A 15,936-nucleotide genomic window follows, 5' to 3' on the forward strand; every position below is an offset into this window, starting at 1 on the left:
CGAGCCGGCCGCGTCGTCAGCCGACCGGGGTAGAGAAGACACGTTCCCACCGCTCCTTGCTGGTCAGTTCGGGGACGGCGCGACGATACTGCTCCGACACCTCGGGGAAGCGGCGGAGCAGCTCCCGGCGCAGCGCGAGCGCCTCGCGGCCCAACGTCGCGGCGACGGCCCGATCCCGCTTGCGGTAGACCACTCCGCGGCCGTCCGCGGTGGTGACCGTGACGCCGTCGACCTGCGAGAGCAGGAACCAGCGCGAATCCATGGTCGGCACGTTCAGCTGGGGCGTCTCGTGATGCCCGTCCTTGGCCGGGCGCAGGCCGTGGACCAGGCCGCGGGCGAGTCGAGAGACCTTCGCGACCGCGCCGACGGGCATGCTCACGTCGGGCACGTCGGCACCGCTCGCGGGCGGCAGCGCCGTCGACGACGGCAGCACCACGGCGTCCGGGTACTCCCGTCGCGCGCGGTGCACGTCGCCGAGTGCGGTCGGCAGGATGTCCACCAGATGGTCGGGCCCGGCCAGGAAATCGCGGACGGCCATGTTCTGGATCGCGACGGTGGAGTACTCCAAGCACAGCAGGTGCTTCGTGGTCGCCTTGAGGGTGTCGAGGACCAGTCCGCGCGCGGACTCCGGCGAGTGCAGGGCGGCGACGACCAACCGGTTGCGCAGGTGGAAGTACGCCTGCCAGTCGATGGCGTCGTCCTTGTCGCTCCACGCCATGTGCCAGATGGCGGCACCGGGCAGCGTCACCGTGGGGAAGCCGGCCGCGCGAGCACGCAGGCCGTACTCGGCGTCGTCCCACTTGATGAACAGCGGCAGCGGTTGCCCGATGGTCTCCGCGACGACGCGCGGGATGAGGCACATCCACCAGCCGTTGTAGTCGACGTCGATGCGGCGATGCAGGAGCGCCGACTCACGCAGCGGCTTCTCGGCGAAATCATGGTCGTACTCGACGTTGTCGGCGCCGCCCCACATGAAACGGGACCGGTCGATGCGCTCGCCCATGACGTGCAGGTGGCTGCGCGCCTGCAGGTTGAGCATCTGCCCGCCGACGAGGGTCGGCACGGTGGCGAAGCGCGCCAGGGCGAGTGCCCGCAGGATCGAGTCGGGCTCGATCTCGATGTCGTCGTCCATGAACAGGATGTGATCGGCGTCGGTCGTGGTCAGCGCCTCGTACATGATGCGGCTGTATCCGCCGGACCCGCCGAGATTGGCCTGGTCGTGGATGCGGAGGCGGTCACCGAAGTGCGCGGCCACGTCGTCGAAGTCGGGCCGATCGCGCACCTTGCGCGTGCCCTGGTCCGGCACGATCACCGCGTCGACGACGTCCATTACCAGTGGGTCGGACGCGATCGCGGCCAGGGCGGCGACGCAGTCGGCGGGACGGTTGAACGTCGGGATCCCGACGGCGACACGGCCGGCTCCCGGTGCGGGCACCGTCGCGTACCACCCGGCGGCGTCGACGCGCACGTCGTCGTAGGTGGTGACGTCGAACCAGATCCATCCGCCGTCCTCGAACGGCCCCAGGTCGATCTCGAACTCGAGCGCGGTCGCGCCGTCGGTGGCGGCGCCGTCGACGTGGATACGAGAGCCGTCGGCCTTCGAGCGGTAGACGTCGATCCGGCACTCGCCGGCCAGTTCCACCCGCAGCACGACGGAGGTGAGCACGCTCCACCGTCGCCAGTAGCCGGCCGGGAACGCGTTGAAGTAGGTGCCGAAGGACACCTCGGACTCGGCGCCGATGGCCACCGAGGTCCGTGAGAGCGAGTGTGCCCGACGGGGGTTGGTGACGGCCTCGTCGGTGTAGAGCGATCGCACGTCGAGCGGTTCCCCGGCCCGCGGCAGCAGGATCCGGTGCAGCAGTGCGCGATCGGTCACGACGCGCCGTCCGCCGTCGCCCCCAGCGGGGCGCCGGACTCGAGGTGCGGACGCAATGTGTTCTCGAAGGTGGTCAGCGCGCTGGCGATGGCCATGTGCATGTCGAGGTACTGGTAGGTGCCCAGGCGACCGCCGAAGATCACCCGGTTCTCCGCCGTCTCGCGCTTGGCCCGCTCGCGGTACGCGGTGAGCTTGCTGCGATCGTCGGGCGTGTTGATCGGGTAGTAGGGCTCGTCACCGGACTCGGCGAACCGCGAGTACTCGCGCATGATCACCGTCTTGTCCGCGGGGTAGGACCGCTCGGGGTGGAAGTGCCGGAACTCGTGGATGCGAGTGAACGGAACGTCCGCGTCGTTGTAGTTCATGACCGGCGTGCCCTGGAAATCACCCGTCGGCAGCACCTCGGTCTCGAAATCGAGCGTGCGCCACCCCAATTCGCCCTCCGCGTAGTCGAAGTAGCGGTCCAGCGGGCCGGTGTAGACGACGGGCGCCGACGGGCTCTCCGCACGCAGGGCGTCCCGCACGTCGAACCAGTCGGTGTCCAGGCGCACCTCGACGAGCTCGTGCGACGCCATGTTCTCGAGCCACGCCGTGTAGCCGTCGACCGGCAGACCCTCGTACGTGTCGTTGAAGTACCGGTTGTCGAAGGTGTAGCGCACGGGCAGCCGCGTGATGTTGCCCGCGGGCAGATCCTTGGGGTCCGTCTGCCACTGCTTGGCGGTGTAGTCGCGGACGAACGCCTCGTAGAGCGGTCGGCCGATCAGTGCGATCGCCTTCTCCTCGAGGTTGGCCGCGTCGTCGACCGAGATCTCGCTGGACTGCTCCTCGATCAGCGCTCGCGCCTCCGCCGGCGTGAAGTAACGGCCGAAGAACTGCGACACCAACCCGAGGCCCATCGGGAACTGGTAGGCCTGGCCCTGGTGCAGTGCGAACACCCGGTGCTGGTAGTCGGTGAAGTCGGTGAACCTGTTGACGTACTCCCACACCTTCGTGTTCGAGGTGTGGAACAGGTGCGCGCCGTACTTGTGCACCTCGATGCCCGTCTCGGGCTCGGGTTCGGAGTACGCGTTGCCGCCGAGGTGCGAGCGCCGGTCGAGAACGAGCACGCGCTTGCCCAGTTCGGTGGCGCTTCGCTCGGCGATGGTCAAGCCGTAGAAGCCGGACCCGACAACGATGAGGTCGTACCGGCCGTGCGAAGAATCGGTCACGGGTGATCAGGGTATCCGACGCCCTGTAGTGGAGCCGCAACGCGCAGTTCGGCCGCGCGGGAGAGCGTCGTTCGAACACCTGGCCGAACCCTCTAGTAGAGGTTGATGGTTGACGGTTCTGTGGTTACTGTGACGCATGTTGCGCACCAGAAGCCACTTCCGTCACATCCGTGACAGCGATGACCGGTGCGCAGCGACGTCTACCAGGGGAGTACAGCAGTGCACCGTCGCCCGAAGCCCGCGCTCGTCATGGGTGTCGTCGCCGCGCTGGCGGTGACCACCCCCGTTGCCGTCCATCTCGTGCGGCAGCAACACACCGACGTGCAGACCGCCACCGATTCGGCCGTCGTGGTCCCCACACAGATCGCCAAGCTCGCGCTGGCCAGCGCGCCCGACATCGTCATTCCGCTCGAGGAGCTCACCGGTCTCCCGCTGCCCGACATCGACCTCGGCTCGCTACGCGACCTGCCGATCCCGGACAACCTCGAGATCCCGGCCATTCCCGGCCTCACCGCGCCCGTCGCTCCGGCCCCGCTCGCACCGGGCGACGTCGCAGGGGCCGTGGAGATCCCGGCCAACGGGGCCGTGGTCAAGGAAGTCGCGCAGGACACCCCGTTCAGCATGGTCGCGCTCACCGCCGAGCAGCTCGGCAACGCCGTCGCTCGCGTGCGCGCCCAGCTCGAGGACGGCTCGTGGGGTCCGTGGAACGAGACGCAGCCCATCGACACCGGCCGCTCCGATTCCGACGTCCCCACCGCCGCCGCGGGCACGGAGCCGATCTACGTCGGCGAGACGAAGCGCGTGCAGTTCCTGCTCACCCCCACGGTGCCCACCCCGGCCGCGAATCCGGCCGATCCCGCTTTCCCGGTGCCGCCGGCTCCCGCGCCCGCAGACCCCGTGCCCGCTCCCGCCGAGCCCGCTCGGCCCGCCGCAGACCTCGGCTACATCCCCGCGTCGTCGTCGAGCCCCCTGCGGACGCAGCCGGCCGACCAGTCCGCACAGACTCTCGCCGACGCGGCAGCCGTCCTCATCACCCCGGGGACGTCGGCCGCCGACGCGACGCTGACGGACATCGCGACGCCGCTCGCCGGATCCGGCCCCGCGGTCATCTCCCGCGCCCAGTGGGGAGCCGACGAGTCGATTCGCTGCGGCAGCCCCACCTACGACGACTCGTTGGGCGGCGCGACCATTCATCACACCGCCGGCAGCAACGACTACACCCGCCAGGAATCCGCGGGCATCGTCCGCGCGATCTACGCCTACCACGCGAAGACGTTGGGGTGGTGCGACATCGGCTACAACGTGCTGGTCGACAAGTACGGCCAGATTTTCGAGGGGCGCGCCGGCGGACTCGACCGCAACGTCGAGGGTGCCCACGCGGGCGGGTTCAACGAGAACACCATGGGTCTCGCGCTGATGGGCGACTACAGCCGCGTCGCCCCGACGCAGGAGTCCATCGACGCGGCCGGGCGGTTCCTCGGCTGGCGGCTCGGCAAGGCCGGCCTCGACCCGATGGGTCGGACGACGATGTACTCCGAGGGCACGCAGTACACCTTCGTCCCGCAGGGCAACGCCATCGATCTGCCGGTGATCTTCGCGCACCGCGACGTCGGCAACACCGAATGCCCGGGTGACGCCGCCTACGCCCGGCTGGGCGACATCCGCACCATCGCGGCCGCCAACCTCGGGGGCGGCACGACGACATCCCCCGTCACCTCGCCCGACACCGTCGTCGGCGGCGGCACCGTCCCCGCGCCGCCGAGCACCGACGCCTCCGGCCGGGACAGCAGCGCCGCCCTGCGCGGCCTGGTGTCCGACCTCCTGCGCATGGGCGTGCAGAACCCGGTGGTCCAGAAGTGGGTCGCCGAGGGCGGCGAGAGCGGACGCCTCGGCGCCGCGCTGACCGGGCTTCTGCCCATCGCCGACGGACTCGAGAAGGCGGACTTCGTCAACGGCTCGATCTACACGACGCCGACCGGCCAGGTGGTCTCGGTGCTGGGCAAGATCTACCAGCAGTTCGTCGCGCAGGGCTCGGAGTCCGGTTCGCTCGGCCTGCCCACCACCGACGAGTACGACATCCCCGGTGGAAAGCAGACCGACTTCACCAACGGCTCGCTGATCTTCGATCAGGTCACCGGCATCGTGACGACGGTGATGAAGACGTTCGTCGACACCTACACGACGGAGATGAACGCCGGCGCCCCGGCGGCTCCGGCACCCGAGGCAGCTCCCGCTCCGGAGGCAGCTCCCGCACCGGAGGCCGCCCCGGCCCCCGAGCCGGCCCCGGTGGGCTGACCCGGCCTCATCCCCACCAACGTTCGACGACGCGGGCCACCCCGTCGTCGACGTTGGTCGCGGTGACCTCGTCGGCCGCGGCGATCGCATCCGGATGGGCATTGCCCATCGCGACGCCGTGGCCGACGGCCGTCAGCATCGGAACGTCGTTGGGCATGTCTCCGAACGCCACCATCTCCGACGCCTCGATGCCCAGCGTCCGGCCCACCTCGAGCAATCCCGACGCCTTCGACACCCCGGGCGCGCTGAGTTCGATCAGCCCGTTGTCGGTGGAGAACGTGACGTCGGCCAGATGCTCGACGTGCGTGGTGATCGCCGCCGCCATCGCCCCGCTCGTCATCGACGACTGGCGAACCAGGAGCTTCACCGCCGGCGCCGACAGCACGTCCTCGGCCGAGGTCTCGGTGTTGTCGGGATTGAGCCAGGCGTGCTCGTAGCCGGGCTCGCTGACGAACTGCGGCGTCGCGGAATCGTGTGCGGATTCGCCCACGCGCTCCACCGCGAGACCGCATCCGGGCAGCAGGTCCCCGACGACGGCGGCGATCTCCGCCAGTGCCGTGACCCCGAGCGTCCGGGCGGAGATCACCCGGTCGGCCTCGCTGTCGTAGAGCACCGCACCGTTCGCGCACACCGCCCGCGGAGCCAGGCCCAGCTGCTCGACGACGGGGGTGATCCACCGCGGCGGTCGACCGGTCGCGAGGACGAACACGTCTCCCGCCGCCACGACCGCGTGGACGGCGTCGCGGGTGCGGGCACTGACGCGCTCGTGCCGGTCGAGAAGCGTTCCGTCGACGTCGGAGGCGACGAGGCGCGGTCGGTTGGGCTGCATCGTTCGAGTCTGCCCGACCGCACCGACGCGCCCGAATATCGGGTGACTCCTGCCGGGGTGCCGCCGTACGCTGATCGCCCGTGGCTCATCTCGAACTGGTCGACGTCGACCTCGCGCTTCCCGACGGTCGGCCGCTCCTGAACGGTGTCTCGTTCCGGGTGGGAGACGGCGCGAAGACCGCCCTGATCGGTCCCAACGGAGCCGGAAAGACCACCGTCACACGACTTGTCGCGGGGGAGATCGAGCCCGATTCCGGGACGGTGACGCGATCGGGCTCGCTCGCGGTGATGCGCCAGTTCGTGGGCAAGGTCCGAGACGAGACGACGGTCCGCGATCTCCTGCTCTCCGTGTGCGCCCCCGGGGTACGGACCGCCGCACGCGCCCTCGACGACGCGGAGAACGCCATGATCGAGCGGGACGACGAACGCACCCAGATGGCCTATGCCACAGCCCTGTCCGACTGGGGTGACGCCGGCGGCTACGACCTCGAGCCCTTCTGGGACGAGGTCACCACGGCCGCTCTCGGCATGCCCTACGACCGCGCGAAGTGGCGGGCGGCCGCGTCGCTCAGCGGCGGCGAGCAGAAGCGGCTCGTGCTCGAGGCTTTGTTCGCCGGGTCCGACCGACTGCTGTTGCTCGACGAGCCCGACAACTATCTGGACGTGCCGGGCAAGCGGTGGCTCGAACGCACCATCGCCGCGTCCGACAAGTCGATCCTGTTCATCAGTCACGACCGAGAGTTGTTGTCCCATGCGGCGACTCGCGTGGTCACGCTCGAGCCGGGTGCGGCCGGGGCGTCGGCGTGGGTGCACGGCGGCGGGTTCGGCACCTACGCCGATGCGCGAATCCGACGCACCGAGCGTCTCGACGAACTCCGCGCACGGTGGGACGAGGAGCGCGCCAAACTGCAGGCACTCGTGCTCCGGCTGCGCGAGAAGGCGAAGTTCAACGACGGTGTCGCCTCGCGGTACCAGGCGGCGCGAACCAGGCTCGCGAAGTTCGAGGAGGCCGGCCCACCGGAGGCGGTTCCGTTGCGGCAGAACGTGTCCGTGCGCCTGACGGGTGGGCGCACCGCCAAGCGGGCCGTCGTCTGCACCGGGCTCGAGCTGACGGGCCTGATGGCGCCGTTCGACACCGAGATCTGGTACGGCGACCGCGTCGCGGTGCTGGGCTCGAACGGATCGGGCAAGTCGCACTTCCTGCGTCTCCTGGCCGGCGGGGGATCGGATCCCGCACCCGAGCACCGTCCGGTCGACGAGCTCGACCTCGCGGCCGTCTCGCACACCGGCACCGCCGTCCTCGGTTCTCGGGTGCGGCCCGGTCTGTTCGCGCAGACCCACACCCGACCGGACCTCGAGGGGGCGACCCTGCTCGAGATCCTTCATCTCGGAACCGCGCATCGGCCGGGGATGGGACGGGAAGCGGCGTCGCGCGCGCTCGATCGCTACGGGCTGTCGCGACAGGCCGAGCAGAAGTACGACGACCTGTCCGGCGGCCAGCAGGCACGCCTGCAGATCCTGCTGCTGGAGCTGTCCGGGGCGACCCTGCTTCTGCTCGACGAGCCGACCGACAACCTGGACCTGGAGTCGGCGGACTCGCTTCAGGATGCCATCGCCGCGTTCGACGGCACCGTGATCGCGGTGACGCACGATCGGTGGTTCGCCCGGAGCTTCGACCGGTTCCTCGTGTTCCGCTCGGACGGACGTGTCACCGAGTCGGACGAGCCGGTGTGGGAGGAGGCGCGAGTGCAACGGCAACGGTAGGTCGCCGGTGGGTCCTTCCGTTCCGCTGGGCGGACGGAACGTGACGATTGGGACACGGTGCCCGTGCGTTCGACTCGGGTGCCGACCACCGGACCTTAGGGTCGGGTCACACCGAGGAGAGGAGTGACCGCGTGGACATCATGGAACCGGCGTACGGAACCGCGTACCTGCTGACCGTCGCGGCCGTCGCCGTCGCCGTATTGCTCGTCCTCATCATGAAGGTGCGACTGCACCCGTTCCTCGCCCTCGTGCTCGTCAGCATGGTCACGGCCGTCGCGGCCGGTATTCCGCTCGCCGATGTCCCGGACACCCTGCTGGCCGGATTCGGCGGCACGCTCGGCAGCGTGGCGTTGCTGGTCGCCCTCGGCGTCATGCTGGGGCGCTTGCTCGAGAAGACCGGCGGCGCACAGGTACTCGCGAACACCCTGATCGCGCGCTTCGGCGAGAAGCGAGCGCCGCTGGCGCTCGGTATCGCAGCCCTGATCTTCGGCTTCCCCATCTTCTTCGACGCCGGACTGGTCATCTTCCTGCCCATCATCTTCTCTGTGGCGCGGCAGTTCGGGGGCTCGGTGTTGCTGTACGCGCTGCCCACGGCCGGCGCGTTCGCCGCCATGCACGCCATCGTGCCGCCGCATCCCGGACCCGTCGCCGCGGCCGACCTGATGGGTGGCGACATCGGACTCACCCTGATCGTCGGCGTCCCGGTGGCCGTCGTCGCTTGGTTCGTCGGCGCCTACCTTGTCGGTACCCGACTCGGTCGACGCATCGTCACCTCGCCCGCCGCGATGTTCGGGGACGCGTCGGACGGCGACGATCGCATCGCCGCGGATCCCCCGAAGTTCGTGGCCGTCCTGGGTCTGCTGCTGTTCCCCCTCATCCTGATCTGCTTGAACACCGGGATCTCGACCCTGCAGACGTCCGGCACGGTCCCCGAGGACGCGGCCTGGGCGGACGCGCTCGTTCTCCTCGGTCAGACTCCGGTGGCTCTTCTGCTCACCGTGCTGTTGTCACTTGTGGTGCTCGCACCCGGCCGGTTCTCCATGCAGCGAGCCACGGCGCTCATGGACGACGCGCTGGGCCCGATCTGCGCGATCATCCTCATCACCGGGGCCGGCGGCATGTTCGGCGGCGTGCTCCGCGCCAGCGGCATCGGAACGTCGCTGACGGAGTCCCTGTCGGGACTCGGCTTCTCGCTCATCGTCCAGGCCTTCCTCATCGCGACGGCTCTCCGCGTGGCGCAGGGAAGCGCGACGGTGGCGCTCACCACCACGGCGGGCCTGGTGTCGGCGCAGGTCGCAGCGCAGGAACTCGACGATTTCCACGTTGCCCTGCTGGTGTTCGCCATCGCCGCAGGCTCGACCGTGTTGTCCCACGTCAACGATTCCGGCTTCTGGCTGGTCGGCCGATTCTTCGGCATGGACGTCAAGACCACCCTGAAGACGTGGACGGTGTTGGAGACCACCCTCGGTCTCGCCGTCTTCCTGCTCGCTGCACTGCTCTGGGTAGTGTTCTGAGGTGATCACCGATACCGGCGCCGCCGACACGGACGCCTCGACCGGCCCACCTCGCCACATCGTCGTGATGGGGGTGTCGGGCACCGGGAAGACCACGGTGGGGAAGCGCGTCGCCGCCGAGCTGGGAGCGACCTTCGTCGAGGGTGACGCCCTGCACCCGAAGACCAACATCGACAAGATGTCGGCCGGCCATCCGCTGACCGACGAGGATCGGGCTCCCTGGCTCGCCGCGATCGCCGACGAAATCCGGCGGATCGCCGATGCGGGGGGAACCTCGGTCACCGCGTGCTCGGCGTTGCGGGTGACGTACCGGAATCAGTTGCGCACCGGATTTCCGGACCTGTTCTTTCTTCATCTGCAGGCGGATTACGACACGCTGTTGACGCGGATGACCCGTCGCAAGCACTTCATGCCGCCGTCGCTGCTGCAGTCGCAGTTCGACACGCTCGAAGAGCTTCAGACCGGCGAGCACGGCGCCGGCATTCAGGACGTGGACGGCATCGACACGGTGGTCGCGGCCGCGCTCGAAGCTCTGGGCGTTCGGCGCTGACGTGGGCCCCTTCGGCCGATCGGCACTGCGAGACAAGCAAATTCGATGACCGGGCCTGAAAAGCACGACACCCCCCGACCGGGTGGTCGGGGGGTGTCGTGGAATGGTTGTTCGGCGGTGTCCTACTCTCCCACACCCTGTCGGGTGCAGTACCATCGGCGCTGGAGGGCTTAGCTTCCGGGTTCGGAATGGGTCCGGGCGTTTCCCGCTCCGCTATGGCCGCCGTAACTCTGTGAAACTGTCACATCCCCCCGTGCTGATGGGGGCGGTGTGTTGTTTCAGATACTGCACAGTGGACGCGTAGCTTCTTCGTGGTAAGTCCTCGGCCTATTAGTACCAGTCACCTGCACCCATTGCTGGGCTTCCAGTTCTGGCCTATCAACCCGGTGGTCTGCCGGGGGCCTTACCCCCTCTGGGGGGTGAGAAACCTCATCTTGGAACAGGCTTCCCGCTTAGATGCTTTCAGCGGTTATCCCTTCCGAACGTAGCCAACCAGCAGTGCTCCTGGTGGAACAACTGGCACACCAGAGGTTCGTCCGTCCCGGTCCTCTCGTACTAGGGACAGCCTTCCTCAAGTTTCTTCACGCGCGCGGCGGATAGAGACCGAACTGTCTCACGACGTTCTAAACCCAGCTCGCGTGCCGCTTTAATGGGCGAACAGCCCAACCCTTGGGACCTACTCCAGCCCCAGGATGCGACGAGCCGACATCGAGGTGCCAAACCATCCCGTCGATATGGACTCTTGGGGAAGATCAGCCTGTTATCCCCGGGGTACCTTTTATCCGTTGAGCGACACCGCTTCCACTTGCCGGTGCCGGATCACTAGTCCCGACTTTCGTCCCTGCTCGACCTGTCAGTCTCACAGTCAAGCTCCCTTGTGCACTTGCACTCGACACCTGATTGCCAACCAGGCTGAGGGAACCTTTGGGCGCCTCCGTTACATTTTGGGAGGCAACCGCCCCAGTTAAACTACCCACCAGGCACTGTCCCTGAACCAGATCATGGTCCGAGGTTGAGGTATCCAATACGATCAGAGTGGTATTTCAACAACGACTCCACACACACTGGCGTGCATGCTTCACAGTCTCCCACCTATCCTACACAAACCGAACCGAACACCAATACCAAGCTGTAGTGAAGGTCCCGGGGTCTTTTCGTCCTGCCGCGCGTAACGAGCATCTTTACTCGTAATGCAATTTCGCCGAGTCTATGGTTGAGACAGCTGAGAAGTCGTTACGCCATTCGTGCAGGTCGGAACTTACCCGACAAGGAATTTCGCTACCTTAGGATGGTTATAGTTACCACCGCCGTTTACTGGGGCTTAAATTCTCAGCTTCGCCACCACAAGGGTGGCTGACCGGTCCTCTTAACCTTCCAGCACCGGGCAGGCGTCAGTCCGTATACATCGTCTTACGACTTCGCACGGACCTGTGTTTTTAGTAAACAGTCGCTTCTCACTGGTCTCTGCGACCCACACCAGCTCGGGAGGAAAACTCCGTCACCAGCAGGGGTCCCCCTTCTCCCGAAGTTACGGGGGCATTTTGCCGAGTTCCTTAACCATAGTTCTCTCGATCGCCTTGGTATTCTCTACCTGACCACCTGTGTCGGTTTGGGGTACGGGCCGTGTACCAACTCACTAGAGGCTTTTCTCGGCAGCATAGGATCACTGAATTCGCCTCATTCGGCTACGCATCACCTCTCAGGCTCATGTGAACGGCGGATTTGCCTACCGTTCGCCCTACAGGCTTACACCAGTACAACCACTGACTGGCCCAGCTACCTTCCTGCGTCACCCCATCGCTTGACTACTACCAGGAAAGGTCCCGTGCATCACTCCACCAGGCACCCGAAGGTGCTCACGGAAGATCTGGACGGTTAGTACTCCTGATTCGTCATGGGCGCGGATACACGGGTACGGGAATATCAACCCGTTGTCCATCGACTACGCCTGTCGGCCTCGCCTTAGGTCCCGACTCACCCTGGGCGGATTAACCTGGCCCAGGAACCCTTGGTCATTCGGCGGACGAGTTTCTCACTCGTCTTTCGCTACTCATGCCTGCATTCTCACTCGCGTGGCCTCCACACCTGGATCACTCCGGCGCTTCCCCGGCCACACGACGCTCCCCTACCCACCCACACACCTGGCCCACCATCCGCAGACGATGGACGGGATACATGTGAGTGCCGCGGCTTCGGCGGTGTACTTGAGCCCCGCTACATTGTCGGCGCAAAATCACTTGACCAGTGAGCTATTACGCACTCTTTCAAGGGTGGCTGCTTCTAAGCCAACCTCCTGGTTGTCTTCGCGACTTCACATCCTTTTCCACTTAGTACACGCTTAGGGGCCTTAGCCGGCGATCTGGGCTGTTTCCCTCTCGACTACGAACCTTATCGCCCGCAGTCTCACTGCCGCGCTCTCACATCCTGGCATTCGGAGTTTGGCTGATTTCGGTAAGCTTGTGGGCCCCCTAGACCATCCAGTAGCTCTACCTCCAGGATGAAACACGCGACGCTGCACCTAAATGCATTTCGGGGAGAACCAGCTATCACGGAGTTTGATTGGCCTTTCACCCCTACCCACAACTCATCCCCTCAGTTTTCAACCTAAGTGGGTTCGGGCCTCCACGACGTCTTACCGTCGCTTCACCCTGGCCATGGGTAGATCACTCCGCTTCGGGTCCAGAGCATGCGACTGATGATCGCCCTATTCGGACTCGCTTTCGCTACGGCTACCCCACACGGGTTAACCTCGCCACATACCACTGACTCGCAGGCTCATTCTTCAAAAGGCACGCCATCACCCACCACACCGAAATGTGCACAGGCTCTGACGGATTGTAAGCGCACGGTTTCAGGTACTATTTCACTCCCCTCCCGGGGTACTTTTCACCTTTCCCTCACGGTACTAGTCCGCTATCGGTCACCAGGGAGTATTCAGGCTTATCGGGTGGTCCCGACAGATTCACAGCAGATTTCACGGGCCCGCTGCTACTTGGGCATTCATCACGACAGTCGCACAGTTTTCGTCTACAGGACTCTCACCCTCTACGGCAGGCCATCCCAGACCACTTCGACTAACCACACGATTTCTCACTGTCGGCCGATCCGGCAGAATCGACAAGACAAACCCCACAACCCCACACGCACAACCCCTGCCGGGTATCACATGCACATGGTTTGGCCTCTTCCGCGTTCGCTCGCCACTACTGACGGAATCACTGTTGTTTTCTCTTCCTGTGGGTACTGAGATGTTTCACTTCCCCACGTTCCCTCCACACACCCTATATATTCAGATGCGGGTAACACGACATCACTCGTGCTGGGTTTCCCCATTCGGACACCCTCGGATCTCAGCTCGGTTGACAGCTCCCCGAGGCTTATCGCAGCCTCCTACGTCCTTCATCGGCTCCTGGTGCCAAGGCATCCACCGTACGCTCTTACACACTTACAACAAAGATGCTCGCGTCCACTGTGCAGTTCTCAAACAACACACCCTCATCGAACCAACCTCGGCACCATGCCCACCCGAAAGTGCGGTATGCCCGACATCCGACAAGAATCGTCCTTCAACCAGAGAAGAAACACTCGCGTGTTCTCTCAGGACCCAACAGTGCATCGATATAACCCTCGACCCCACCGGCACACGGGCCGGCAGTCAACGTCGAAGATGAGTTGTCAGTGTTCCACCCATGAGCTCCCACCCGACCCGCGAACGGGGCCGGCGTGGTCTCTGCGTCGTTTCCCTCCCACCTGTGCGAGTGGTACTCCGACGAGACATGCTCCTTAGAAAGGAGGTGATCCAGCCGCACCTTCCGGTACGGCTACCTTGTTACGACTTCGTCCCAATCGCCGATCCCACCTTCGACGGCTCCCTCCACAAGGGTTAGGCCACCGGCTTCGGGTGTTACCGACTTTCATGACGTGACGGGCGGTGTGTACAAGGCCCGGGAACGTATTCACCGCAGCGTTGCTGATCTGCGATTACTAGCGACTCCGACTTCACGGGGTCGAGTTGCAGACCCCGATCCGAACTGAGACCGGCTTTAAGGGATTCGCTCCACCTCACGGTATCGCAGCCCTCTGTACCGGCCATTGTAGCATGTGTGAAGCCCTGGACATAAGGGGCATGATGACTTGACGTCGTCCCCACCTTCCTCCGAGTTGACCCCGGCAGTCTCCTGCGAGTCCCCACCATTACGTGCTGGCAACACAGGACAAGGGTTGCGCTCGTTGCGGGACTTAACCCAACATCTCACGACACGAGCTGACGACAGCCATGCACCACCTGTACACCGACCACAAGGGGGGCCGTGTCTCCACGGCTTTCCGGTGTATGTCAAACCCAGGTAAGGTTCTTCGCGTTGCATCGAATTAATCCACATGCTCCGCCGCTTGTGCGGGCCCCCGTCAATTCCTTTGAGTTTTAGCCTTGCGGCCGTACTCCCCAGGCGGGGCGCTTAATGCGTTAGCTACGGCACGGATCCCGTGGAAGGAAACCCACACCTAGCGCCCACCGTTTACGGCGTGGACTACCAGGGTATCTAATCCTGTTCGCTACCCACGCTTTCGCTCCTCAGCGTCAGTTATTTCCCAGAGACCCGCCTTCGCCACCGGTGTTCCTCCTGATATCTGCGCATTTCACCGCTACACCAGGAATTCCAGTCTCCCCTGAAATACTCAAGTCTGCCCGTATCGCCTGCAAGCCAACAGTTGAGCTGCTGGTTTTCACAGACGACGCGACAAACCGCCTACGAGCTCTTTACGCCCAGTAATTCCGGACAACGCTTGCACCCTACGTATTACCGCGGCTGCTGGCACGTAGTTGGCCGGTGCTTCTTCTGCAGGTACCGTCACTCACGCTTCGTCCCTGCTGAAAGAGGTTTACAACCCGAAGGCCGTCATCCCTCACGCGGCGTCGCTGCATCAGGCTTGCGCCCATTGTGCAATATTCCCCACTGCTGCCTCCCGTAGGAGTCTGGGCCGTGTCTCAGTCCCAGTGTGGCCGGTCGCCCTCTCAGGCCGGCTACCCGTCGTCGCCTTGGTAGGCCATTACCCCACCAACAAGCTGATAGGCCGCGGGCCCATCCTGCACCGATAAATCTTTCCACCACACGGCATGCACCGCGCAGTCCTATCCGGTATTAGACCCAGTTTCCCGGGCTTATCCCGAAGTGCAGGGCAGATCACCCACGTGTTACTCACCCGTTCGCCACTCGTGTACCCCGAAGGGCCTTACCGTTCGACTTGCATGTGTTAAGCACGCCGCCAGCGTTCGTCCTGAGCCAGGATCAAACTCTCCGTTGAAGACTCTTATCAACCCCACCCCAGAAAGAGCGGAGTCAATGAAAACTAGAGAGCCGAATCCAGCAATAAAACTCACGCCAGCACACAAAAAATGTACTGACAAAGCCGATCCTCCTCCGACGGGAAGAAGGAGAAGAACCGGAACCAAAAAAAAATTTGGCACTGACATTCATCGACACACTGTTGAGTTCTCAAAGAACACACGCACACCACCACCAGCCACACAATGTGAACCGGATCCGGGGCAACCGTTCCAGACTAACCACCACCCGACACCGCAGTCAAACCACACCGCCGGGAAGGCTTCGAACCAGAAGTTCTGGACTGTACGCTCAGCCTACACCACGTGCAGACGAACCTTTTCTGTCCGAATCAGGCGACCCCGTACTGCCTCGTTCACCCCAGCCTCTCGGCTCCGGGTCGGCGTCCGTGTCGCTCTGACTCGACAAAAGTTACGCACCCGAACCCCACAACGCAAATCGCCTGGTCAGACGCGGTGTTTCTGCGTCCACGCGTCGGCATCGCTCACATGCACCGCTCCGAATACGGGTTGTGCGCGTCCGCGGCCCGACCGTCGGGCGGCCCGCGCACGGAGAG

Annotated in this window: 7 protein-coding genes and 3 rRNA genes; 4 read left to right on the forward strand and 6 right to left on the reverse strand. The window is 65.0% G+C overall.

Going from position 1 to position 15,936, the window contains the following annotated elements:
- Nucleotides 1-16: 16 nt before the first annotated feature.
- Both A3Q40_RS17865 and glf read right to left on the reverse strand, forming a co-directional pair.
- Nucleotides 17-1,876 carry a glycosyltransferase gene (locus A3Q40_RS17865; protein WP_068104252.1) on the reverse strand — a complete coding sequence of 620 codons (1,860 nt, stop codon included), beginning with the start codon at nucleotides 1,874-1,876 and terminating at the stop codon, nucleotides 17-19.
- Nucleotides 1,873-3,084: a UDP-galactopyranose mutase gene (glf, locus tag A3Q40_RS17870; protein ID WP_068104254.1), complete on the reverse strand. Its 1,212-nt coding sequence runs from the start codon at nucleotides 3,082-3,084 to the stop codon at nucleotides 1,873-1,875. The genes A3Q40_RS17865 and glf overlap by 4 nt, the downstream gene beginning before the upstream one ends.
- Before the next feature lie 249 nt (nucleotides 3,085-3,333).
- Here glf and A3Q40_RS17875 point away from each other — a divergent pair, with 249 nt between their 5' ends.
- A complete protein-coding gene (locus tag A3Q40_RS17875) occupies nucleotides 3,334-5,379 on the forward strand; it encodes an N-acetylmuramoyl-L-alanine amidase (protein WP_201133126.1) in 2,046 nt (681 codons plus the stop codon).
- A 7-nt stretch (nucleotides 5,380-5,386) separates the two neighbouring features.
- Here the strand turns inward: A3Q40_RS17875 and A3Q40_RS17880 are convergent, their stop codons facing one another.
- Complete coding sequence (locus tag A3Q40_RS17880; protein WP_068104257.1) at nucleotides 5,387-6,208, reverse strand: Cof-type HAD-IIB family hydrolase; 822 nt, start codon at nucleotides 6,206-6,208, stop codon at nucleotides 5,387-5,389.
- An 80-nt stretch (nucleotides 6,209-6,288) separates the two neighbouring features.
- On the opposite strand from A3Q40_RS17880, the gene A3Q40_RS17885 reads away from it, so the two are divergent.
- The 3 genes from A3Q40_RS17885 (at nucleotide 6,289) to A3Q40_RS17895 (ending at nucleotide 10,035) form a co-directional block, all read left to right on the forward strand.
- The gene (locus A3Q40_RS17885; protein ID WP_068104259.1) at nucleotides 6,289-7,971 is read left to right on the forward strand and encodes an ABC-F family ATP-binding cassette domain-containing protein; all 1,683 of its coding nucleotides are present in this window, start codon (nucleotides 6,289-6,291) and stop codon (nucleotides 7,969-7,971) included.
- Between the two features lie 131 nt (nucleotides 7,972-8,102).
- A complete protein-coding gene (locus A3Q40_RS17890) occupies nucleotides 8,103-9,485 on the forward strand; it encodes a GntP family permease (RefSeq protein WP_068104261.1) in 1,383 nt (460 codons plus the stop codon).
- A gap of 1 nt (nucleotide 9,486) precedes the next feature.
- Nucleotides 9,487-10,035, forward strand: a complete 549-nt coding sequence (locus A3Q40_RS17895; protein ID WP_235606353.1) for a gluconokinase — start codon at nucleotides 9,487-9,489, stop codon at nucleotides 10,033-10,035.
- A gap of 109 nt (nucleotides 10,036-10,144) precedes the next feature.
- Here A3Q40_RS17895 and rrf read toward each other — a convergent pair.
- The 3 genes from rrf to A3Q40_RS17910 all read right to left on the reverse strand — a co-directional run bounded on the left by rrf (nucleotide 10,145) and on the right by A3Q40_RS17910 (nucleotide 15,339).
- A 5S ribosomal RNA gene (rrf, locus tag A3Q40_RS17900) occupies nucleotides 10,145-10,262 on the reverse strand.
- Between the two features lie 83 nt (nucleotides 10,263-10,345).
- Nucleotides 10,346-13,486: ribosomal RNA gene (locus tag A3Q40_RS17905) — 23S ribosomal RNA — on the reverse strand.
- A 336-nt stretch (nucleotides 13,487-13,822) separates the two neighbouring features.
- Nucleotides 13,823-15,339, reverse strand: a 16S ribosomal RNA gene (locus tag A3Q40_RS17910).
- Together the 16S, 23S and 5S rRNA genes form the textbook arrangement of a ribosomal RNA operon.
- Nucleotides 15,340-15,936 lie beyond the last annotated feature (597 nt).

Origin of the sequence: Rhodococcus sp. PBTS 1, assembly GCF_001620025.1 — a bacterium.
GTDB classification, from domain to species: domain Bacteria; phylum Actinomycetota; class Actinomycetes; order Mycobacteriales; family Mycobacteriaceae; genus Rhodococcoides; species Rhodococcoides kroppenstedtii.